Source organism: Rufibacter ruber, assembly GCF_001647275.1.
Classification (GTDB): Bacteria; Bacteroidota; Bacteroidia; order Cytophagales; family Hymenobacteraceae; genus Nibribacter; species Nibribacter ruber_C.
This window is the reverse complement of sequence record NZ_LRMM01000037.1, coordinates 23623-45145: the sequence shown is the minus strand read 5'-3', so window position 1 is coordinate 45145 and position 21523 is coordinate 23623. Positions and strand designations below refer to the sequence as shown.

Here is a 21523-nt window from a genome sequence, read left to right as displayed (position 1 = left end):
CCTGGTTTTTTGGGCCAAAACTAGCGACACGACAGCGCAAACGGCTCCTGATTTTTACTATCTTGTTGCCACGCATTCTGCTCCACCTATGAAGAGATTATACGCCCTCCCCATTCTTCTGCTCCTGATTTACCTGGCCGGCTGCGCCGTGAAACAACCAGGCGCCACTGCGGGCAAGGGCGGGGTAACCGCTTTGGTGAACCCGTTCATTGGCACCGGCGGGCACGGCCATACGTATCCGGGGGCAACCGTGCCGTTTGGCATGGTGCAGTTGAGCCCAGACAACGGCACCCAGGGCTGGGACTGGTGCTCCGGCTACCATTACTCAGACAGCCTCATTGCAGGCTTCAGCCACACGCACCTGAGCGGGACGGGCATTGGCGACTACTGTGATATCTCAGTGATGCCGTATTATGCCTCGGCCGTGGGCCGAAAGGAGCGCCAGAAGTTCAGCCACCAGCAGGAGACAGCCACCGCAGGACTGTACCGGGTCAAGCTGGACAACCAGATAGAAGTAGCCCTGACCGCCACAGAACGGGCCGGGTTGCACCAGTACACCTTTCCCAGAGACTCTGTCAAAGCGGTCTCACTGGATCTGGGTTTCAGTATCAACTGGGACCGCCCCAGCCAGACCCGCATCACCCAGGTCAATGACACCCTGATCACCGGCCTGCGCAAGTCTACAGGGTGGGCCAACCAGCAGTGGGTGTACTTTGCGGCCGCCTTCTCCCAGCCTGTCCAGAAAGCAGTGCTGTACCAGGAGGGCTCGGCCGTTGCCGGGAAAGAGGTGAGTGGCACCAGAACGCGGGCGGCCTTCTGGTTCGCCCCGGGCGAAAAACCGTTGCTGCTCAAGGTGGCCCTCTCCAGCGCCAGTGAAGCCGGGGCCTTACAGAACCTGCAGCAGGAGCTGCCTTCCTGGGATTTCAATGCTGTGGCGCAGGCCGCCAACACAAAATGGGAGCGGGAACTGCAGAAAATCACCGCCACGTTTCTGCAGCCGGGGCAGGACACTATCTTTTATTCGGCGCTCTACCACACCAACCTGGCACCTACTCTGTTCTCAGACCTGAAGGGGCAGTACAAAGGCGGGAAAGACCAGGTTAGAACCGCCAACTTTAACCGCTACACCGTCTTCTCCCTCTGGGACACGTTCAGGGCGGCGCACCCGCTGTACACCATCACCCAGCCCCAGCGGGTGCCAGACATGGTGCGTTCACTGCTGGCGGGCTTTCAGGAAATGGGGCTGTTGCCGGTCTGGGAGCTGGCTGCCAATGAAACCAACACCATGACCGGCTACCACGCCGTACCCGTTCTGGCAGATGCCCTGCTCAAAGGCCATGTACCCCAGGAAAACCAGGAAACCCTCTACCAGGCCATGCTGGCCAGCGCTGCCCAGAACATCAGAAGCACAGATGTCTACCGCACCTACGGCTTTATCCCCGCTGACAAAGGAGGCCAGTCTGTGACCAAGACGCTGGAGTACGCCTATGATGACTGGTGCATTGCGCAGGTGGCCCAAAAGCTGGGAAAGGCAAAAGATTACCAGGCCTTCTCCCAACGCGCAGCCGCCTACCAGAACTTGTTTGACCCCCAGACCCTGTTTATGCGCGGCAAAAACGCAGACGGCTCCTGGAAAACGCCGTTTGACCCCTTCTATTCTGAACACGGCGAGGAGGGCATGTACATTGAGGGCACCGCGTGGCAACACAGCTGGTTTGTACCGCATGATGTGCAGGGGCTGGTTAACTTGTTTGGGTCTGAGGCCAGGTTTGTGCAGCACCTGGATTCCACCTTCAAGGTTTCCTCTAAAATGACCGGTGCAAACGTGTCACCAGACATCTCGGGGTTGATAGGCCAATACGCCCACGGCAACGAGCCCAGCCACCACATTGCTTACCTGTACAACTACGCCGGTAAACCCTGGAAAACACAGGAAAAGGTGCGGGAGATCCTGCAGAAAATGTACTTCAACCACCCAGACGGCCTGTCTGGCAATGAAGACTGCGGTCAGATGAGTGCGTGGTACGTGTTCAGCGCCTTGGGCTTTTATCCCGTGAACCCAGCCGACGGGAAGTACGTGCTGGGGAGCCCGCTGGTGAAAGAGGCGCGCATTCAGGTGGGCCAGGGCAAAACCTTCCAGATCACCACTGAAAACAACAGCCTTGAGCATAAGTATGTGCAGCAGGTTTTTCTGAACCGGCAGCCGCTCCGGCGCACGTACATCACCCACCAGGAAGTGATGCAGGGCGGGCAGCTGAAATTTGTCATGGGGCCTTCGCCCAATAAAACCTGGGGAGCCTCGCCGGCAGCCTATCCGCCGTCTATGTCACCTAAGAAGTAGAAGGCTATTAACTCTGCCGTCTCTCTCCCGTAAACAGGTAACACAAGAATTGATGTTTCATTCTATAACCTGAGATACCATGGCAGAGGAAAATAAAAACCAAGACACGCCGCAGATGAGCGGCAGTGGCAGCAACAATAGCCAGGACGGAAACCGTGGAGACGGCACCTTCGCAGAACATAACTACGGCACCAAGGCAGACGGCGGCAACACCGCCAACTATGACAAAGACGGCAACCGTGACGTCAATGATGCCGGCGGCCGTCTGGATGATGGCCAGGCGCATGATGACAGGAACGGGGGCGGTGACATCTTAGGCCGCCAGGGCGGAGGCTACGGGGAACGCACCCAGATGCTGGGCAAGACCCCCAATGAGCACCAGGGCCAGTCAAAGCATGACGCAGAAAGTGACAAAGACACCGGGTATGGCACCCACGCCGGCGGCCTGGGAGACAGCCACAGCGGTTTCAAAGGCAACCACAACGGCAATGACGGCACCGGCGGCGGCAGAAGCAGCGGGCATGCCGGCCACGGCGGTGACCCTGATGATCAGAACTACTCCCCCGGCGCCAAAGGCGGCCGTGATGACAACGGTGACCCCAATGTGGCAGGCCGAGGTTCCAGAAACAGCCAATAAAGTAACTTGCAAGTAAAAGAAGCGCCTGACTCACCTGGAGTCAGGCGCTTCTGTTTTCGGGCTGTTTTCTTAAAAACAGCCCGAAAACAGAAACTGCAGTTGTTAGATTTTCTGATCACCCCCCCCTCTTGGGAGAGGCTCTGGGGAGGGGCTACGCTTTGGTCATTTCTCTCCTGCAGATGGTGGGAATTTCCATCGCCCCAGATTACGAAGAGCAGATGCTCCCCCTCCCGTTCCTGCCAAACCACAAGCTGCACTTTCCTTCTGCCCACGTTTGTCAGGTTGATCTTTGCTGCTCAACGTAACTAAAAGAATCAAGCCGCCCCTGACTCGCTGCCCCCGCGGTTCCATCGCTGCGGCGGCCATTGCTGACTTCCTCCGTCTGCCCGGGCCCCCGCTAAGCTCCCAGGCGCCTTCGGCTTTCCCTTCGCCCGCTCCCGCAGGTGAGGTGGGTTGCGTGGGCTGTTTTCCTGGAAACAGCCCCAAAACGCAAAGAGTAGCCTCTGCTATATGGCTGTGGTATAAAATGTTCTCTATGGCGCGGGAGGTACGTCTGTGCCTTCAAGGCAGGTACCTGTGCGCTATGCTGACAGCAAGTCCTCCTTTTCAAATGCCTGTTTCCTATGCCTGCCGCCTCTGCTGTGCCGCCTGTACGGGTGATCATTCCTGTTTTGGAGCCGTTTTTCTCAAAACACGCCAAAAACAGCGTACAGCATCTGGGCCCGTTCTTCCGTAAAAGGCTGAAAAATGGTGAGGGAGAGGCCGGGCATGCCTGCCCCCTACCTCTGCTAACAAACACTGCTATGAATCCATTAGAAGAATATAACCAGAAACGCCACTTTGACCAGACCCCGGAGCCTGAGGGCAAAGAAGCCAGGCGAAAGGGCGCATTGCGTTTTGTGGTGCACCGGCACCAGGCCTCCCGGCTGCACTATGATTTCAGGCTGGAACTGGAGGGCGTGCTTAAAAGCTGGGCGGTACCCAAAGGGCCGTCATTGAACCCGGCAGACAAACGGCTGGCGGTTGAGGTAGAAGACCACCCCTACAGCTACCGCACCTTTGAGGGTGACATTCCTGAGGGAAACTATGGGGCCGGGCACGTAGAGATCTGGGACCAGGGCACGTTCCACGCCGTGGGCACCGCCAACCGCGCCAAGGGCGAGCAGCAGATGCTGCAAGAGCTCAAGGCCGGGGGCCTGCACTTTGTGCTGGAAGGCAAAAAGCTGCAGGGCGAGTTTACGCTGGTGAAAATGAAAGGCCGCCAGAAAGACGCGTGGCTCCTGCTCAAGAAAGACGATGCCCACGCCGTGCATGAGCCGTATGACGCGGAAGACTTCACAGACACCGCCGCCCCACAGAAAGCCCCCGCCCAACCCACTGCCAAAAAAAGCGCTTCGGCGGCCGCCGAAAAAAAAGGAGTAAAAGGAAAGCCAGCAGCCCTGCCGAAGCACATTTCCCCCATGACCGCCAAACTCACCAACGGCCCCTTTGATGACCCAGACTGGCTCTTTGAGGTGAAGTGGGACGGTTACCGCGCCGTGGCCGAAGTAGAAAACGGACAGGTGCAGCTTTACTCCCGCAACGGCAAGTCGTTCAATGCGAAATACAGACCGGTGGCAGAGGCGCTGGCGCAGCTGCCGCACCAGGCCGTGTTTGACGGCGAGCTGGTGGTGCTGGACAAGAAAAACAGGGCTGATTTCCAGGCGCTGCAGAATTACCAGAACACACCCTCAGAACATCTGTACTACTACATCTTTGACCTGCTGTACCTCAACGGCGAAGACCTGCGGGCGCTGCCCCTGCTGGAGCGGAAGGAAAAGCTGGCCCAGGTGCTCTCCAAAGCCAAAGACCCGCTGCGCTACAGTGACCACCGCGTAGGCAATGGCACCAAATTCTTCAAAGAGGCGCAGAAAAACCAGTGGGAAGGCATTATGGCCAAAGCCGCCCAGAGCAGATACTATGACGGCAAGCGGTCGCAGGAGTGGCTTAAGATCAAGACGCACCTGCGGCAGGAGGCCGTGATTGCCGGGTTCACAGAGCCGCAGGGCAGCCGCCAGCACCTGGGGGCGCTGGTGCTGGGCGTGTATGAGGGCAAAGAACTCAAGTACGTGGGCCAGGCCGGAAGCGGTTTCAACAAGAAAAGCCTGCAGGAACTGATAGAGAAGCTGGAGCCGCTGGTACAGGAAAAATCTCCGTTCAACCAGAAGGTGGCGCTGAACCGGAACGTGACGTGGGTAAAACCAGAACTGGTCTGTGAACTGTCATTTGCAGAGTGGACCACTGACGGGCAGATGCGCCAGGCCATCTTCAAAGGGCTGCGGGTTGACAAAAAGGCCCAAGAGGTGGTGCATGAACAGGCGGTCCCTCCGCAAGAGGATCAGCAGCGGGAGGCGCCTTCCCGTTCAGGGGCTGGAAAAGCCAAAACAGCCCCAAAGCAGAAGAAGGAAAAAGACACCACGGTGCTGGAGCTAAACGGGCAGCAGGTACCGGTTACACACCCAGACAAGCTCTATTGGCCAGAGGAAGGCATCACCAAGCTGGAGCTGGTGCAGTACTACCAGACCATGGCTGAGGTAATTCTGCCATATCTGAAAGACCGGCCTGAGTCGCTGCTGCGCTTCCCCAACGGTATTACCAGACCCGGCTTCTTCCAGAAAGACGCGGGAGACCATGCACCAGCGTGGGTGCAGGTGGCTTCTATCAAAGCCGAGTCTACGGGCAAAGACGTAGACTACCTGGTCTGCCAGGATCAGGCAACGCTGGCCTACCTCAACAACCTGGGCTGCATTCAGCTCAACCCCTGGAACTCCCGCCTGCCGCACTTAGACAAGCCAGACTACCTGGTGCTGGACCTGGACCCCGGTGAGAACACTTATGACCAGGTGGTAGAGGTTGCGTTGGCGGCCAAGCAGGTGCTGGATGCGCTGGAGATGCCGGTATATGCCAAAACCTCTGGTGCCACAGGCATGCACCTGTACGTGCCGCTGGGGGCGAAGTGGCCGTTTGAGCAGGTAAAAGAACTGGCCCTGTTGCTGGCGCAGCAGGTGCAGGCAAAGCTCCCCACCCTCACCAGTCTGGAGCGCAGCCCCAAGGAAAGAAGAAACCAGGTGTACCTGGACTACCTGCAGAACGCCATTGCCCAGACCATTGCCGCACCGTATTGCGTTCGGCCAAGGCCAGGGGCCACCGTCTCCACCCCATTAAAGTGGGAGGAAGTGACAACTGGATTGCACCCATCACAGTTTACTATAAAGAACGTGCCGCAGCGCGTGCAACAGCTGGGCGATCTTTTCAAACCCGTGCTGGGCAAAGGAATTGACGTGGCGGCATACCTGAAGAAACTGAAAAAATAGAACCATGGAAAATAGAACCAAGAAAAACCTGCTTTTGGCCGGCGCTGGCCTGGGGGCCGTGTTAGCCCTGCGCTCCTTCTCCCGCAAAAAAAGGGAATTCGCGTTTAAAGACCGCACGGTGCTCATCACCGGGGGCAGCCGCGGGTTAGGGCTGGTGCTGGCCAGAATGTTTGCCGAACAGGGTGCCAATATTGCCATCTGCTCCCGCACAGAGCACCAGCTGGAGGCAGCCTGTGAGGAGCTGAGAAACGGCGGGGCCACGGTCTTGTCTTTCAACTGTGATGTGAGTGACCAGGCGCAGGTGAAGCGCATGATTGCTGAGATCAAAGACCGGCTGGGGCCCGTGGAGGTGCTGGTCAACAATGCCGGCATTATTGCCGCCGGTCCGCTGGAGGAGATGACGGTAGAGGATTTTGAGCAGGCCATGAAGGTACACTACTGGGCCTCGCTCTACACCATGCTGGAGGTGATCCCAGAAATGAAAGCCCGCGGGGAAGGCCGTATTGTGAACATCGCCTCTATTGGCGGAAAGATCAGCGTGCCCCACCTGGTGCCCTACAGCGGCAGCAAGTTTGCGCTGGTGGGCATGTCTGAGGGATTCCGGTCTGAGTTGCTGAAAGACGGCATCTACGTAACCACGGTAAACCCCGGGCTCATGCGCACGGGCAGCGCCCGCAACGCCTTTCTGAAAGGGCAGAACGAAAAGGAGTACACCGCTTTTGCGCTGCTAGACGCCAACCCTATGATTTCCCTGGCCGCAGACAACGCCGCCCGCCAGATCATGGATGCCTGCCGCTACGGCAAAGCAGAGGTCACCCTGGGGTTGAACGCCAAGCTGGCCAGCCTGGTACACGGGCTTTTCCCGGGGGTGGTAACTGACTTGATGGGGTTTGTAAACGCCTTTCTCCCCGGTCCGGGCGGGGTGGGCAAAGAAACCGTGCGCGGCTATGAAAGCGAAACCAAACTCACCCAGTCACCCTTGAACGCGCCAAACCAGAAGGCGGCTAGGGAGAACAATGAGCTGTAACCGTACTTTACCGTTCAGCGCGCTCTCCATTCAGGCCGAAAGGCATTTGCAGTAATTCCTTTTCCGGGCTGTTTTCCCAAAAATCAAGCCCGGAAACAGGAATTTTAGTTGGGTGGGGCAGCATCAGGTTGTAGTCTATGTGCGGGTTTTCATGCGCGTAAAAACAGAGGGTGCCCAGTTTTGCCAAAGAAGGTATAGAACAAGGGGCAGCCGTAACAGCTGGAAGATGGCAACTAGGCCGGGGTGGTTGGGGGCACTGCGGCTACCGGTCACCTGGCGCTGCCAGACTACCTGCTGACGTTGCGTTTTCAGGCTGTTTTCTCAAAAACAGCTCCAAAACAAGATCATGCCCGCCAGGGAATAGCCAGAGGCGGTTTTCAATATGGGGTGGTTCTCAGTTCCTTGTCAAAATTAAATTCCTTCTTGTTAAACTTTTGTTTCTATTTATGGCTTTATGAGTTAGATGTATGGGAACCTGTTAACTTTGTGCCCCCATCAGACCATTAGAAAAGAACCATATTTTGGAAAGCATAGGTAAATTTGACTTTGAGCAGGCGCGCATCAAACATGTGCTCTTTAAATCAAAAATCAGAGCCATGCTGTATGGGGCCAACATTGACATTGAGCCGGTTATCTCCACCACCAAGTGCTCCCTGGGGCAATGGATCTATACGGTTGCCCTGCCGCGGTTAGGGCACCTGCCCGAAGTGAAAGAGCTGGAAAAAGTACACCAGGACATGCACACCATTGCCCGCCGGCTGTGGCAGCAGTACCAGGCCGGTGAGCAGGAGCAGGCGCTGGGTGGTCTGGACCTTATTGATGACACGGCGCAGAAACTCCTGCAGCTGTTGAGTGACATTGAACGGAAGGTGACCTCATAGGCATTTCTCAGCGGGGTGAGCCAACAGATGGAATAACTTTTTGCTTTGGGAGCAGTACAAGAAGTAGCCCCCGCCAGTGAGGGCAGATGTAGTACTTAAAGCAACGAAGGTTATGCCAGACAAAATAAACAACACCAGCCATTCTGAAGACGAAAACCAGACCCCAAACGCCAATGGGGGAAACTTCTCAGTGAACAACACCAACCAGGGCATGCAGTCTGAGCAGGATAAAGACAGTATGAGTGACAATGACTCGTACAAAAAATCCATGACCGGCTATGATTCCACCAAACAGGACGTGAATTTTACCGGCACAGAGAAAACCGCCTCGCAGAACAGCATAGATGAGCGCGACCTCAATGACGGTGACGCCAACCAGGAGAACAACTACTAAGAGCATGGCTCAAGGTTAGATGTGTTAGCTTAGCAGGCTGAGGTATTCCCATGAAGCATTTTTTGAGCCTGGCAGTAGCGCCCCAAAGGCTATAAAGGCATAGCATCAGGTACCTTGCAAGAACATTGGCAGCACAAAGAATCTATTTCAAACCTGCCCATCCAGAAGGCCCTGTGGTAATCAGCCACAGGGTTTTTTTGGTAGCAGAGGGGAACTAAAAAAATAGTTTCACTCATTCCTTCGGCCGGGCAGGTTGCCGGTACGGTTATAAAAAACTGGCAGAGAACTTGCTATAGAATAGAAAGCAATGAAAGAGCAGTTGACACGTTGAATCAATTGGCGGTATCTTCTGTTTTTACTATATACATGGGAAAGCATATGAAAAAAGTTCTTTTATCAATCCTCACTGGTTTTGTGATGGTCGGTTCTTCGGTGGTGCTGCCGGGGCAGGCTGCCGCCGGCACTGTGGCAGAAAGAGCGTACGTTGCCCCAGCGGCCTCTGGCCGAGACGTGATCTCAGAGATCATTGACGTGGTGGGGCTAAAAGCCCGCTTTGAGGTACGGGCGGCCAACGTGCCCAACGCCGCCGCGGTTATTCTGAACGGCAAGCGCTATATCTTATACAATGAGCAGTTCCTGAGCCAGGTGAACAACGCACTGCGCACAGACTGGGCAGGCATTAGCATTCTGGCCCACGAAATTGGCCACCACCTCAACGGCCACACCCTTTCTAAAGGCGGCAGCAACCTGCAAGATGAACTGGAGGCAGACGAGTTCTCGGGGTTTGTGTTGCGCAAGATGGGGGCCAGCCTCAGCGAGGCCCAGGCCGCCATCAGACTGTTGGCAGAGGAGCGTGACTCCTACACCCACCCAGGCAAAAAGAATAGATTAGCCGCTATCAGCAAGGGTTGGGGCAATGCCCAGGACCAAATAGTAGCCAGCGCCAAAGCCGGAACACCAAGCCGAACCGTAGCGGCGGCATCTACCTCAGCCATGCGGGAGACACCGGTGACCACCACGGCCAGACGCTCTGTTTCCAGAATGCCGGCGCAGTACATTTTGCGTCAGGTGAAATTGGTCAGTGCGCCGCAGGAGCGTATTTACGTAACCACGCAATTCAACCTGGTGCGGGAGACCGAAGACGGCATTGAGGTGATTGGCAAGCTGCAGAAAACCAATAACCGCAACTATCCTTATGTGCTGGAAAGCCGCTACTTCTCAGACTTGTTTGTGAACACCAACGGCCTTCTCCTGAATGAGGACGGGGAGCGGGTAGGCGTGTTAACCACCACCTAGCCTTTTGCCATCATATGAAAGCAGAACGCAGCCCCGGAGGGCTGGCGTTCTGCTTTGTAGCCAAGCGTCATGTTAAAGTTTGGCAGGTGAGGGGGATTTGCTCAGGTTGTACTCGTCAATGAGTAGTTGCAGGTCTTTAAACTGGTACTCCTTTGACTTTACCTTCTTGAGAATTACTTTGTTGTCAGAGACCAAGGCCATTATCTGCTCATTGAAATTCTTGGGAATGGCCATTCTGTAAAGCTCTCCCTCTTTTTCTACAAAATGCGTCAGTACGTTTCGCCTTCTGGGCGTGTTTGCGGTAGCGTAGTGCAGATAGTAACTTAAGGGGCCAGATTTTACCACCCGCATAAAGTCTTCTGGGAGCTGGTCATGGTTGTTTATGCTGAAATCCCTCTTCACGGTAAAGCTGTCCTGGCCTATTACAAAGGCCTGCACCTCTTGTACGGTCAGTTTTTGCTCTTTCGCCTCTGGCGTGGGTTTAAAGTAAAGATAGTTGGCGGGGGCTCCCTTTACCGGTTGGGTAAAGGCATGGCTTAAGAGCCCGTCTACCCGCTGGCCGCTTCTGTCATAATAATGCCCCGCCAGGTAAGTGCCTTTAACCGGTATGGCTGTCTGGGCAAAGCCGGAAAGCCCCGCGGCTAGTAAAAATAAACTTAAAATGATGCGTAACATGTAGTGCGAATGGTGGTTCGTAGTGTAACTGCCTGAGCCGTGAATTTAGTATAAAAATTCTGCGCATTTGGTATGTTTGAAAGCCAGGGCGCCGCCGGGGTCCAATTTCCTGAATTGCCCCTGCAGAGGGTGCTAACAAAATAAATTCACTAGGTTTGCAGTTCAGGCGGCAGTAGAAGTAGTAGCAGGTTTTAGTTTTGTCTGAAGGGCGTTAAAACGCTGACAAAGCTTAAAAATGGGTTAGGGCATGTTTAATTTTGGGGTTCAAAAGCTATAACGGCAAGAGTGGGGTTCTGCCAGAGTGGTAATAGTGGTGTGTAGCGGTGCTACACAGGTGATAAAGGGCGAATAGCTTTTTGCAGCACGTAAGCAGAATTTTAAACACGCTCTGAGAAGAGCAGGCAAACGCAACGGCACATGATCAGAAGTTTCTATTTAGAGAAAGGTGAACTGCATTGGGAGAAGAACCCTGAGAATTTTCAGGCAGAAGGGAACGGCCGCATTATCTGGATAGACCTGCAATCACCCTCAGACCATGAGCAGCGGCGGGTAGAGGAGGAGTTCGGGATAGAGTTCTTCACCCAGCAGGAGGCCGCCGAGATTGAGAGCAGCTCCCGTTACTTTGAAGACGACAGCGTGTTTGAGGCCAACGCAGCCTTTGTCATGCACCAGGACGGCGGGTACATGACCCGGCAGGTTTCATTCATTCTCAAAGACGAGATCCTGTTCACCCTGCGCCGTACGGAGATGAAATCTTTTGGTGAGACGGTGCGCAAGATGAAAACCTTCAAGGGCACTACCATCAAAGCCATCCAGATCTGGCTGCTGCTCCTGGAAACCCAGATTGACAATGACGCAGACTTTATTGAGCTCCTCACCCGCAATACCAACGTGATCAGTAAGCGGCTGGTGAAGCAGAAGTCAATTGAAGAAGAGGTGCTGATCAGGATTACAGAGCTGCAGGAAAACACCATCCAGATAAGGGAGAGTATTGTTGACAAGCAGCGCCTGGTGTCTTCCCTGCTGCGGTCGTTCAGTGTAGAGGAGCCTGAGAAGGAGCGCCTGCGCATTGTGATCAAAGACATTAACTCTCTGCTGCAGCACACGCAGTTCAGTTTTGAGCGGCTGGAATACCTGCAGAATACGTTCCTGGGGTTAGTGAACATTGAGCAGAACCAGGTCATCAAGATCTTTACCGTGGTGACGGTGGTGTTCATGCCGCCCACCCTCATTGCCAGCATCTACGGCATGAACTTCAAATTCATGCCTGAACTGGAGTGGCTGTTTGGTTACCCGTTTGCGCTAGTGGTCATGTTGCTGTCCAGCATGGGCTTTCTATGGTATTTCAAGCGCAAGAAATGGCTGTAGCCGTAAAACGCGCAGTGCTGCCCTCCACACTTTTTTCCCAAAACCACCTTGCATGGATTTCTCCAACATCAAACTCATAGCCTCTGACATGGACGGCACCCTGCTGAATTCTCAGCACCAGTTGAGTGATACTTTTTACCCGGTCTACCGTGCGTTGAAAGAGAAAGGCATTCTGTTTGCCGCCGCCAGCGGAAGGCAATACCATAACCTGCTAAACCTTTTCCAGCCTATCAAAGATGAAATCATCTTCATGGCCGAAAACGGAAGTTATGTGATGTACCAGGGCCAGGAGATTCTCGTGCAGGCCCTGGAGCCGGAGCAAGTGCCCGCTCTGCTGCAGAAGGCTAAATCTGTACCAGACACCCATATTGTACTCTGCGGCAAGAAAACGGCGTACGTAGACAGCAGCCATCCGGCCTTTCTGGAACAGGTGGAGTTGTATTATGATGAGGTGCAGGTGGTAGAAGACCTGCTTCAGGTCACAGATGACCAGTTTCTGAAAATAGCCATCTGTGACCTGGCGGGTGCTGAAGAAAACAGCAACACCTATTTCCAGGAGGAGCGGGAGTACCTGCAAGTCACGGTTTCCGGCAAAATCTGGCTGGACCTCTGCCACCGGCTGGCCAACAAGGGCCACGCCATGGAAATAATACAGAAGCAGTTTGGGGTGACCGGCAAAGAGTCCATGGCCTTTGGCGATTTCCTGAATGACCGCCAACTACTGCAAAAAGTGCACTACAGCTTCGCCATGGCCAATGCCCACCCAGAGATCAAAGAGGTGGCCCGTTTCCAGACCCAAAGCAATGATGAGAACGGCGTGCTTGCTATTTTGCAGCAGGTGGTAACCGCCTGACATACGCCCAGCAATCCTGTTTTTGGGCTGTTTTCTGAAAAACAGCCCAAAAACAGAAACCTGGTCTCCTATACTGTCATAAAAAAAGCGCTACTATGTGGGTAGCGCTTTTTTTATGACAGTATAGGAAAGGCTTATTCATCTGTGCCTTTTACTTTCTCCACTCCCTTTTTGGTGGTTTTTTTCACAGCTTTACCTGCTTTCTTGGCCCCTTTGGCAGTGGCTTTGGCTCCACTCACGGCCAGGTTCTTCGTGCCTTTTCCCACTTCTTTGGTGCCGTGCCCCACTTCGTTCACCCCTTGCTTTGCCCGGGCTTTGTTGGTGGTACGGGTAGTGTCTTGTCCCACACCGTTGTAGGCGTGAACCGTAGGTATCTGCAACATGGCGGCTACCGCCAACGCTGCTACTAATTTCAGTTTTTTCATTTGTAGGTAGAATATTACTTCTGTAAAACTTCTATAGAAGGATCAAACGGGATTAGGGGCTTAGAGTTGCATTTTGCTGAGGTGGTAAGACGGGGAGCATGGCCAAGCAATAGCTGCGTTCCCATTTGTATTAACTCAGCATAAATGGTCTGCGTACTAGGGGTATTTTGAACGGAGCGATGCTGTGCAACGCCCCCCCACTAGAACCTGTTCTCTCTGCCCATGAAACAATTGAAGTTAGTAGGTCTCTTTTGCTGCCTGGTTAATCTGAGTAGCTGCGGGCAGTTCCCCAAAGATCCGGAGAAGACGCTCCGGCAGGTGACAAATGGCACGTTGAAAGTAGGGTACTCACAAAACAAGCCCTGGGTCATGGGCCAGATGGGAGTGCCAACCGGGGTGGAGGCGGCGCTGGTCCAGGGCTTTGCGCGGTCTGTAAATGCCCGGGTGCAGTGGGTGAACGACACAGAGCAGAACCTGTTTGAGAAACTGGAGCAGCAGCAGTTGCACCTGGTCATTGCCGGCACCACAGATGACACCCCCTGGAAGAAGAAAATAGCCTTTACCCGCCCTTACGCAGAAGTAGGCCAGAAGAAGCATGTCATGGGGGTGATAAAAGGTGAAAATGCGTTTGTAGTGGCATTAGAGTCTTTCCTGCACGGGCAGAAACAATCCATAGAAGCACAGTGGCGCCATGAGACCCATAGATAACTTTGAATACCCCGCAGAACTGAAGCCGGTTTTTGAAAAAGCCAAAAAGCTGGAGTGGATCACGGTGGCCTACCTGCTGTCAACGGCCGCGGTGGTGTACCTTACCATGGGCAACTCGCAGGCCATGAAAACCGCCTGGTTTGAAGATATGCTGAGTTTAACGCCTTCCCTGTCTTTTCTCATAGCCTCGCGGGTGTTTCACAAAAAGCCTAACAAAGACTTCCCCTACGGTTATCACCGGGTGGTGAGCATTGCCTACCTGTGCAGCGCGGTGGCTCTGTTTGCGGTGGGGGCTTTTCTGATTTTTGATTCTACGGCCACACTCATTAAGCAGGAACACCCCACCATTGGCATTAAAGTGATTTTTGGGCAGGAGGTCTGGTTGGGTTATCTAATGATTGCGGCTATGCTGTACGGTACGTTTCCGGCCATGATCCTGGGGCGCATGAAACTGCCTCTGGCGAAAAAACTGCACGAGAAGAACCTCTACACAGACGCCGAGATGAACAAAGCTGATTGGATGACTGCTTCGGCGGCCATTCTGGGTGTTCTGGGAATTGGCCTGGGCTGGTGGTGGGCAGACGCGGTAGCAGCACTGGTGATTGCCTTTGACATTCTGAAAGACGGCTACTCCAACCTGAAACAGGCGGTTTTTGACCTGATGGATGAACAGCCCAAAACCGTAGATGACCAAAAGACAGACCCTTTACTGCACCAGGTGCAGGCAATCCTGAAGCACCAGCCCTGGATACAGAAGTTCAGCTTTAGAATGCGGGAGGAAGGCCATATTTACCTGGGTGAAGCCTATGTGGTCCCCTCAGAAGAAACAGGGCTGGTGGCGCGCCTGGAGCAGCTCTCTGAAGAGCTGGAAAACTTGCACTGGCGCATTCAGGAGATCGTGATCATGCCTGTGCGTGACTTGCCAGATGAGCCGGGGGCCGGGGGAGACCTTGTGTAAGAGGGTCTTTGGTGTTGCCAAAAGAACTGGCGTTACAAGCACTCCTCACCGGCAAGCTGTTCAGGTTTTTCCCATCTGGCGCATGCGTGGCCGGTTGTGCTGTTATGGGGAGATCAGGGTCTGTTTTCGGGCTGATTTTCTGAAAACAGCCTAAAAACGGAGACCCTTGCACCCAATTGCGCCAAAAGCCTGCTTTCAATCAAATTTTGAGCCGCTTACCTGGTCACACTCCTGCGTTGCCGGGTATTGCTGCTCTGCTGTCTCTCTTGCACCAATAGCCCTCCCGCCTGCACTTTCTGGTAAGCAAAGGTGGTAGTGATGCTCCGCTGGCGCCGGCAAAAGATTCTGTTTTTCGCTGTTTTCAGAAAAATCAGACCCGCAAACAAGAATGGTCTTACGCCTGCTTGAACCAGACCTTGAACGTGGTGCCTTCCCGCAAAACACTTTCTACGGTGATCTTTCCGCCCATGGCCTCTACCTGCGTTTTTACCAGATGCAGCCCCAGGCCTTTGCCTTGAATATGGAAGTGGAACCGTTTGTAGAGCTTGAAAATATTGTCTTTCTCTTTGGGCAGGTCTATGCCCAGCCCGTTGTCTTTGACAGACAGGCAGAGGAATTCACCTTCGGTTTCAGTATAAATCTGGATCTCAGGTTTTCTGTCTGGGGAGCGGTACCTGATGGCGTTGGTGAGCAGGTTCTGCAGAATGCTGGTAACATAGCTGCGCACGGCAAAGATATGTTGTCCGCCGGTGAGGTTTACCGTAGCTGTTGCCCCGCAGGCCTCCAGCTGCTGGTGAATGCTGTTGAGGATATTCTCCACCTCGGTGGCAAGGTTGATTTCCTCTTTCAGTTCTACAATCTCCTGGCGTACGGTCAGAATCTGGTTAAGGTCTCTGATCACGGTGTCTAGGTGCTGTGCGGCCCCCTGCAGGTTCTTGATGACCTTTTCTGAGGCGGTGGGGTTGGCCGCACTTTGGGACAGCAGGTAAACCAGCCCCAGAATGTTGGCTACCGGGGAGCGTAGGTTATGGGACACAATATACCCAAACTGGTGCAGGTCCCGGTTCTGGCGCAAAAGGTCTTCTGTGAGTCTCAGGTTTTCCTGTTGGGCCGTTTTGATTTCAGTGATGTCAGTGGTGACCGAGACTACCCGCTGCAGGTCACCTTGCTCGTCTAAGATGGGCGTCAGCTCCAGGTGAATCCAGGTGAGGCTGCCGTCTTTGTTGTAGCGGAGCAGCTCCTCACGGGCCATCTCTTTTTTGATATTCACCTTTTCGGCTATGCGGCGGTGGGCTTGCATCTCCGTTTCTGGGCCGCTCAGAACCTCTGCGGGCCATTTGCCCTGCACTTCTTCCAGGGTGTACCCAGACTCATGGGTGAAGGCTTCATTGGCCCATTCAATTTTGCCGTGCTTGTCTGTGACCAGAATGACGTTTTTCACCTTGCTGGCTACCTGTGAGAGCTTCTGGAGTTCACGTTCATTCTTTTTGATCTCAGACACATCCCGCACAATGGTGTAGACCCCTTCTATTTGCCCGTCTACGTGAATGGGGATAAGGGTAAGGCTCACATCTACCCGGACTTCAGATTTGGTCAGGTAAACGGTGTCTAGGTATTGGGCGGTGCCCGTGATGCTTATCTTAAAGAGGTTCAGGCAATGCTCCAGCTGCCGGGCGTGCAGAAACCTGGTGAAATGCTTCTGCAGGATCTTTTCTTCTGGCTGCCGAAGCAACTGGCACCCCATGTGGTTCACTTCCTGTATATAGCCTTCGCGGTTGAGGGAGAAAACAGCATCTGGGTGGTATTTGAACAGAGACTCATACCGCTGTTTCTCCGCATGCCGGCACTGTTCAGCCAAGATCTGGTCTGTCATGTCCCGTGACTTGAGCACCACGCCCTGTATGGCCGGGTTCTGCAGCTGGTTGGTCACGGTGGTCTCCAGCCAGCGCCAGGAGCCGTCTGCGGCCCTGAACCGGAAAGGGGCTGAGGGGGTCTGGTCGCCGTGGAGCTGGCTCTGGAAGAAGGCTAGTACCCGGGGCAGGTCATCTGGGTGAATGTACGCAAACCCATTCTTGCCAAGCAGGTCTTCCTGGCGGTGGCCCAGGATTCTGGTGACAGATTCACTGACAAAAGTATATTCCCCTTCGGCTGTGACAATGTTCACCATGTCATAGCCATTGTCTAGCAGCGCGCGGTATCTGGCTTCAGTTGTCTGAAAGGAGAGGACGGCCGTGTCTGGTGGGGAGCATGGCCGGGCCACGGCGTACGTGCGTTGCTCTTGCTCTACATACCGGGAGCTCCAGTGCAGCTGCACCAGGTGGCCGTCTTTTCTGAGGTAGTGGTTCTGGGTTTCTACCGGCTCTCCCAACCGGGAGAAAGTGGGCGTCTCCTGCTGTTGGTCTGCCTGGTTTCTGGCGTGTAGAAAATCAGAAAGGGGTTTACCCGTAAGCTCCTCCGGCTGGTAGCCCAGCAGCCCAAAACTGGCGGCGCTGGCAAAAACAAACCTGCCCTGATTATCAAAAACGCAGTGAAAATGAGAAGTAAGTGCCAGAAAATTCTGGTAAGAAATTGGTATTCTTCGCCCCGCTGGTACCTGACCAGTTAAATCATCCATGGTTTCGTTTCTATAGCCTGCCGCTCAGACACATAGGCTGTAAAAAGCAAGCCGGTCAGAAAAGCAGGTACCTGTCAGAAAATAGTAGGGGAAGCGCTAAAATACAGTCTTTTAGCTAAAATTACTATTTTTTAAGGCAGATCTGTGAAATGACAGGTTGTAGTTGGGGTTTTTTAGGACTTAAAGAAGGTAAAAGGTGAATTTAGATAACCCTTTAGGCAAAAGCCCAGCGCGTAGCCTTCTGGGGTAGGACCTACTTTCCCAAATAGGAGAACTCTCTGGAAAACGCTAGGGCGTGCTGTGATCCTCCTCGGCTACGGAGTTGTAGTCTTTCCAGTGGGGAAGGGTGGCAAGCAGTTCCTCTACCAGGGGCTGTTGGGGCGGCTCATAGATCAGTTCGCCCCGTAGCAGGAAGCGGTTCACGTCTTGCAGCACCTCAAAGATGGGCGTGTGCACGTGCTTCGGGATTTTGAAAAGGCGTTCATCCCGCTTGTCAAACGGCGTGGAAACCTCTGCCTCAAACAGGTAAGGCCACAGCGTCTTTGAACAGCTAAGGGCAATGCGGTGTACCGTGTGCTCCTGAAAGTACTCCTGTAACCGGCCGTTGATATTGGCGAAGAATTCCTCGGTCTCCCCCAGCCGTACCCGGGACCCGGCCCGGGACTTGCCTTTGGTCTTGAGGTACTTGATCTGGCTCTTGCCCTGCTTCTTGCGCACCATGTAAGACCGGAACACCTTGTGGTGGAGGTTAACGCCGTCTTCAAAGTAACCCATGGCACAGTTTCCTGCCTGAATCAGCAGCACCACGTAGTTTATTTTTTCAGGCGAAAGGCCCGCCGGGGAGGAGACGGGCGGTGGCACCACCAGGGGGAGCCTGAAATGCACCAGCTCATTCCCGGCCTGGTCTAGCAGCGTGACTCTGTGTTTTTCAAAGTCATACGTCTGCTGGTGGGCAGCGGTGGACAGGTGCTGGAGCAGATCCTGGGCGGCATGTCTGGGAAGGAAACGGTTCATAAGTGTGGTACGGGCCCCTGCGGCCCCGCGAAATAAAGAAAATGTTTTTGAGGTAGCGTCATGAAGTCTTTGAAAACGAGTCTACATTTACCTGCTGCGCTGCCCGTTGCGGCAGAACGTCCCGCGTTTCTTGGTTTACGTACGGAACAAGAACGTAAACAGGCGCAGGAGGGAAACCAATTATGGGCAGTTCGTATACCTTTAGTCTAACCCAAACGCCATGGACGAGCATTTATTGACGGCTGTAAACGAGGCTGTGCAGAAAAAGAAATTCCTGAAGATACAGTACCAGACCGAGCTGCATGAGTTTCTGACCGTGACCACTATGATCAAAAAAGTGGGGGAGAAGGAGGGGCAACTGCACCTGGAGCTGGTAACCGGCCAGGAAATTCCCTTTGCCCAGCTCGTAAAAGTGGGCGATGTGGCCTCAGACAAATTCAACAGCCGCGACTTTACCTGTGACTGCTAAGCAAGAGGTTGCGTGCCGTTTTTCTTGCACCACTGGCGCCGGCATTTGCCAGCCACATCACGGCCAGCCTTCTGTTTTGGGGCTGAAATAGCAAAAGTAGCTTATAAACTGTAAACCTGGTTCAATGGACCACAGCTGCCCTCGCCAAAAAAGGCAGCAGCCCCACCGGTGGGTTACCCAGCGGGCAGGAAAGTGTTCAGGAGCTAGGCTGCGTTTTCAATTCATTGTCTAACTGCCCTGTGCCGCAGAGGCAGGCGGCTCGCTCTCCCGTGGCTGGTTCCTGGGGCTATTCGCTTAGCCATTGCCCCGGCAAGGTTTCCCCCTCTCTTCTTACTTAATGCTCTGATCTGGACACACGGCTAAGTGAAACCTGCTGCCTGATGAATTGCCCGGGCAGAAGCCAACTTCTGCGGGGGGCGGTGTTTCCGTTTTCGGCCTGTTTTCTGAAAAACAGCGAAAACAGAAAAAGCTGCACCTGGCTGCTGAGACGTTTCCCGTTACTGAAGTAACCAAGCCTGCCTAGCTGCTGAAAGCAGGGGCGTATAGGTGAAAAGTAAAGCCTGGGTGCGGCATAAACGGGGGGCTAAGGCAGACGCTCACGCCTTAGGAATCTAGGGTTGGGGCAGCCGCAAGCGTCTATTTCTTTTTAGGGGGATATACTGGTTAGAATCATTCTATAGACCTTGGTGTTAATGTTTGAAAAAATTTAAATTTTCTAATAAAGATAGAATTTAAGTAACCTTTGGTGATTTGGCTATTTTAATGTTTCTATATTTGATAAGAGGCAGTGCCAGAGGAGAGATAATAAAAGATAACGGGGAGATAGGTGCTGTAGTATTCATAATTTCGATAAAAAATTTATTAGTGTTTATATCAGCTGAAATTGTCTTATAATAATACACCTATTCCAAAAAAATGAAACCCTTGTCCCCCGTATTCTTGTCTTTTATTCAGGTGCTGTCACCTGGGTCCCGGCTGGAAACTGCCAGAGCCTCCTTCGTCTCCCGTCTTAAACCGGTGAAACCATTTCTGTCTGCCCTTGCCTTGGGCACGGCCTGCCTGACTACTTCAGTGGTGAGCGCCCAGTCACCCTATGCCGTGAACGCCATCATCACTGACTACAACGGCTTTTGGCGGTCTGGGGTAGGGAGTATTAACCCGGTAAAACCTGATAACAGCCACAACCTGCTCGCGTACACCTACAACGGAGTCACCTATTCAACGGGGGCCAATGATGCCAAACTCACCGCTAACGGCGTGGTGTTTATCCCGGGGCAGTACCAGGCTATTCCTGTAAGTACCTTGCCTGCGCCCGTTTCAAATACCAAGGTGGCGCTGGGGCAGCTGTATGATGGCGTTCATGCGGGGGCCAGTAATCCGGCGCCAGCCAGAGACATGGCCCGCTACCTCACAGACGGGCTCTCAGGGTTAGACATTGGCACCGGGGTGGCCAACCTCCCCGCCGGCAGGCTTACCTTTCCGTTTACGCAGATTGTGAAGGAGACCATTGGAGACGGCATGCCAGATGTTCTGGTGACCCAGATTGCTGACCCAGACCCTACCAGATCAGATGTGTACAAGTTCTTTGACGCCAACAACAACCAGGTGGGAACCTCTGTCAGTATTGTGTTTGATGCCACCAACATACCGGCGGTGGGCAACTGGCAGGCAGATTTCTACGAGGCCAGCCAAAACCCCATGACGCTGCAGACCTCCTTTACCAACGGGCAGCGGAGCGTCAGGCTTTGGGCGGCAGACTTTAGTGTGTTTGGTATAACGCAGGCCAATTACACCCAGATCAGCCGTTTTGAGATCACCCTGAGCGGGAACAGTGACCTGGCCTTTGTAGCGTATAACACCGCCGTTGACCCCTCTGTGGTGGGGCCGCTGCCGGTGACTTTTTCCGGGTTCAGCGGGCGGCAGGAGAAAGGCCTGTCGCAGTTGTATTGGCAAACCGCCTCAGAAACCATGAATGACCATTTTGAGGTTGAGGCGGGCACTGACGGGAAAAGCTTTCAGTATATAGGCGAGGTAAAAGGCGCCGGAAACTCCACTACACTGGCCAGGTACCGTTTCACTGACCCTACCCCCAGAACAGGAATTACCTATTACCGCCTCAAACAGGTAGATGTAGACGGCAAATTTGAGTACAGCCGCGTGATCAGTGTAGAGGCCAAGGCTACGGCGGGCGGTACCGCGTCTCCCAACCCCGTTACCAAAGACTTTACCTTCACCCACGGCCTGGCCACCGGGCAGGAGCAGTTACAGGTTTTAGATGCACACGGCAGGCTGGTGCGGCAGCAAAACGTGGTGGCAGGCACCACCGCCACCCTGGTACCTGCCAAAACGCTGGCTCCGGGGCTGTACCATGTGCTCTGGATCAGTGAGAACACCCGTAAGGTAACCCGGTTGGTGAAGCAGTAAGGGGAGCAGGGCCCCAAGCAAACAGGTTGATGTGGTAAAATAAATTAGAGGGAGATGCGTTTTCGGGCTGTTTTCAGAAAAACAGG

At 54.0% G+C, this 21523-nt stretch carries 18 protein-coding genes; 13 read left to right on the top strand and 5 right to left on the bottom strand.

Annotated features, from left to right (window positions below):
* Positions 1 to 88 precede the first annotated feature (88 nt).
* The 4 genes from A8O25_RS14235 to A8O25_RS14215 all read left to right on the top strand — a co-directional run bounded on the left by A8O25_RS14235 (position 89) and on the right by A8O25_RS14215 (position 7358).
* Complete coding sequence (locus A8O25_RS14235) at positions 89 to 2341, top strand: GH92 family glycosyl hydrolase (RefSeq protein WP_066836014.1); 2253 nt, start codon at positions 89 to 91, stop codon at positions 2339 to 2341.
* A 79-nt stretch (positions 2342 to 2420) separates the two neighbouring features.
* The gene (locus A8O25_RS14230; RefSeq protein ID WP_066836012.1) at positions 2421 to 2978 is read left to right on the top strand and encodes a hypothetical protein; all 558 of its coding nucleotides are present in this window, start codon (positions 2421 to 2423) and stop codon (positions 2976 to 2978) included.
* An 803-nt stretch (positions 2979 to 3781) separates the two neighbouring features.
* Positions 3782 to 6331 (top strand): DNA ligase D, encoded by a 2550-nt coding sequence (gene ligD, locus A8O25_RS14220; protein WP_066836027.1) that lies wholly within the window; start codon positions 3782 to 3784, stop codon positions 6329 to 6331.
* Positions 6332 to 6335: 4 nt separating this feature from the next.
* A complete protein-coding gene (locus A8O25_RS14215; protein WP_066836008.1) occupies positions 6336 to 7358 on the top strand; it encodes an SDR family NAD(P)-dependent oxidoreductase in 1023 nt (340 codons plus the stop codon).
* Between the two features lie 7 nt (positions 7359 to 7365).
* Here A8O25_RS14215 and A8O25_RS14210 read toward each other — a convergent pair whose 3' ends face one another.
* The gene (locus A8O25_RS14210; RefSeq protein WP_066836006.1) at positions 7366 to 7545 is read right to left on the bottom strand and encodes a hypothetical protein; all 180 of its coding nucleotides are present in this window, start codon (positions 7543 to 7545) and stop codon (positions 7366 to 7368) included.
* A 334-nt stretch (positions 7546 to 7879) separates the two neighbouring features.
* Here A8O25_RS14210 and A8O25_RS14205 point away from each other — a divergent pair, with 334 nt between their 5' ends.
* The 3 genes from A8O25_RS14205 to A8O25_RS14195 all read left to right on the top strand — a co-directional run bounded on the left by A8O25_RS14205 (position 7880) and on the right by A8O25_RS14195 (position 9929).
* Complete coding sequence (locus A8O25_RS14205) at positions 7880 to 8239, top strand: CZB domain-containing protein (RefSeq protein WP_066836005.1); 360 nt, start codon at positions 7880 to 7882, stop codon at positions 8237 to 8239.
* Positions 8240 to 8351: 112 nt separating this feature from the next.
* Positions 8352 to 8633: a hypothetical protein gene (locus A8O25_RS14200; protein ID WP_066836003.1), complete on the top strand. Its 282-nt coding sequence runs from the start codon at positions 8352 to 8354 to the stop codon at positions 8631 to 8633.
* A gap of 378 nt (positions 8634 to 9011) precedes the next feature.
* Complete coding sequence (locus A8O25_RS14195; protein WP_066836001.1) at positions 9012 to 9929, top strand: M48 family metalloprotease; 918 nt, start codon at positions 9012 to 9014, stop codon at positions 9927 to 9929.
* Between the two features lie 72 nt (positions 9930 to 10001).
* Here A8O25_RS14195 and A8O25_RS14190 read toward each other — a convergent pair whose 3' ends face one another.
* Positions 10002 to 10604, bottom strand: coding sequence for a hypothetical protein (locus tag A8O25_RS14190; protein ID WP_066835999.1), 603 nt, complete (start codon positions 10602 to 10604; stop codon positions 10002 to 10004).
* A 417-nt stretch (positions 10605 to 11021) separates the two neighbouring features.
* On the opposite strand from A8O25_RS14190, the gene corA reads away from it, so the two are divergent.
* The gene (corA, locus tag A8O25_RS14185) at positions 11022 to 11972 is read left to right on the top strand and encodes a magnesium/cobalt transporter CorA (RefSeq protein ID WP_066835998.1); all 951 of its coding nucleotides are present in this window, start codon (positions 11022 to 11024) and stop codon (positions 11970 to 11972) included.
* A gap of 52 nt (positions 11973 to 12024) precedes the next feature.
* The gene (locus A8O25_RS14180; RefSeq protein WP_066835997.1) at positions 12025 to 12825 is read left to right on the top strand and encodes an HAD family hydrolase; all 801 of its coding nucleotides are present in this window, start codon (positions 12025 to 12027) and stop codon (positions 12823 to 12825) included.
* 134 nt (positions 12826 to 12959) lie between these two features.
* Here the strand turns inward: A8O25_RS14180 and A8O25_RS14175 are convergent, their stop codons facing one another.
* Positions 12960 to 13250 carry a hypothetical protein gene (locus tag A8O25_RS14175; protein ID WP_066835996.1) on the bottom strand — a complete coding sequence of 97 codons (291 nt, stop codon included), beginning with the start codon at positions 13248 to 13250 and terminating at the stop codon, positions 12960 to 12962.
* Positions 13251 to 13472: 222 nt separating this feature from the next.
* On the opposite strand from A8O25_RS14175, the gene A8O25_RS14170 reads away from it, so the two are divergent.
* Together A8O25_RS14170 and A8O25_RS14165 are read left to right on the top strand one after the other, a co-directional pair.
* Positions 13473 to 13958 carry a transporter substrate-binding domain-containing protein gene (locus A8O25_RS14170; protein WP_066835994.1) on the top strand — a complete coding sequence of 162 codons (486 nt, stop codon included), beginning with the start codon at positions 13473 to 13475 and terminating at the stop codon, positions 13956 to 13958.
* On the top strand, positions 13942 to 14916 hold the full coding sequence (locus A8O25_RS14165; protein ID WP_066835992.1) for a cation diffusion facilitator family transporter: 975 nt from the start codon (positions 13942 to 13944) through the stop codon (positions 14914 to 14916). Before A8O25_RS14170 ends, A8O25_RS14165 begins: the two co-directional genes overlap by 17 nt.
* A gap of 394 nt (positions 14917 to 15310) precedes the next feature.
* Here the strand turns inward: A8O25_RS14165 and A8O25_RS14160 are convergent, their stop codons facing one another.
* Positions 15311 to 17530 carry a PAS domain S-box protein gene (locus A8O25_RS14160; RefSeq protein WP_066835990.1) on the bottom strand — a complete coding sequence of 740 codons (2220 nt, stop codon included), beginning with the start codon at positions 17528 to 17530 and terminating at the stop codon, positions 15311 to 15313.
* A gap of 288 nt (positions 17531 to 17818) precedes the next feature.
* Complete coding sequence (locus tag A8O25_RS14155; protein WP_066835988.1) at positions 17819 to 18544, bottom strand: hypothetical protein; 726 nt, start codon at positions 18542 to 18544, stop codon at positions 17819 to 17821.
* 220 nt (positions 18545 to 18764) lie between these two features.
* Here A8O25_RS14155 and A8O25_RS14150 point away from each other — a divergent pair, with 220 nt between their 5' ends.
* On the top strand, positions 18765 to 19013 hold the full coding sequence (locus A8O25_RS14150) for a hypothetical protein (RefSeq protein WP_066835986.1): 249 nt from the start codon (positions 18765 to 18767) through the stop codon (positions 19011 to 19013).
* Positions 19014 to 19928: 915 nt separating this feature from the next.
* A complete protein-coding gene (locus A8O25_RS14145) occupies positions 19929 to 21437 on the top strand; it encodes a T9SS type A sorting domain-containing protein (protein ID WP_066835984.1) in 1509 nt (502 codons plus the stop codon).
* Positions 21438 to 21523 lie beyond the last annotated feature (86 nt).

Excerpts from the sequence above, each read along its gene's own strand:
- A8O25_RS14175 (WP_066835996.1), bottom strand. The coding sequence starts at position 13,250 with ATGAAAAAACTGAAATTAGTAGCAGCGTTGGCGGTAGCCGCCATGTTG.
- A8O25_RS14180 (WP_066835997.1), top strand. The coding sequence starts at position 12,025 with ATGGATTTCTCCAACATCAAACTCATAGCCTCTGACATGGACGGCACC.
- ligD (WP_066836027.1), top strand. The coding sequence starts at position 3,782 with ATGAATCCATTAGAAGAATATAACCAGAAACGCCACTTTGACCAGACC.
- A8O25_RS14235 (WP_066836014.1), top strand. The coding sequence starts at position 89 with ATGAAGAGATTATACGCCCTCCCCATTCTTCTGCTCCTGATTTACCTG.
- A8O25_RS14155 (WP_066835988.1), bottom strand. The coding sequence starts at position 18,544 with ATGAACCGTTTCCTTCCCAGACATGCCGCCCAGGATCTGCTCCAGCAC.
- A8O25_RS14195 (WP_066836001.1), top strand. The coding sequence starts at position 9,012 with ATGAAAAAAGTTCTTTTATCAATCCTCACTGGTTTTGTGATGGTCGGT.
- A8O25_RS14190 (WP_066835999.1), bottom strand. The coding sequence starts at position 10,604 with ATGTTACGCATCATTTTAAGTTTATTTTTACTAGCCGCGGGGCTTTCC.
- A8O25_RS14170 (WP_066835994.1), top strand. The coding sequence starts at position 13,473 with ATGAAACAATTGAAGTTAGTAGGTCTCTTTTGCTGCCTGGTTAATCTG.
- A8O25_RS14145 (WP_066835984.1), top strand. The coding sequence starts at position 19,929 with ATGAAACCCTTGTCCCCCGTATTCTTGTCTTTTATTCAGGTGCTGTCA.
- A8O25_RS14200 (WP_066836003.1), top strand. The coding sequence starts at position 8,352 with ATGCCAGACAAAATAAACAACACCAGCCATTCTGAAGACGAAAACCAG.
- A8O25_RS14165 (WP_066835992.1), top strand. The coding sequence starts at position 13,942 with ATGAGACCCATAGATAACTTTGAATACCCCGCAGAACTGAAGCCGGTT.
- A8O25_RS14160 (WP_066835990.1), bottom strand. The coding sequence starts at position 17,530 with ATGGATGATTTAACTGGTCAGGTACCAGCGGGGCGAAGAATACCAATT.
- corA (WP_066835998.1), top strand. The coding sequence starts at position 11,022 with ATGATCAGAAGTTTCTATTTAGAGAAAGGTGAACTGCATTGGGAGAAG.
- A8O25_RS14150 (WP_066835986.1), top strand. The coding sequence starts at position 18,765 with ATGGACGAGCATTTATTGACGGCTGTAAACGAGGCTGTGCAGAAAAAG.
- A8O25_RS14230 (WP_066836012.1), top strand. The coding sequence starts at position 2,421 with ATGGCAGAGGAAAATAAAAACCAAGACACGCCGCAGATGAGCGGCAGT.
- A8O25_RS14215 (WP_066836008.1), top strand. The coding sequence starts at position 6,336 with ATGGAAAATAGAACCAAGAAAAACCTGCTTTTGGCCGGCGCTGGCCTG.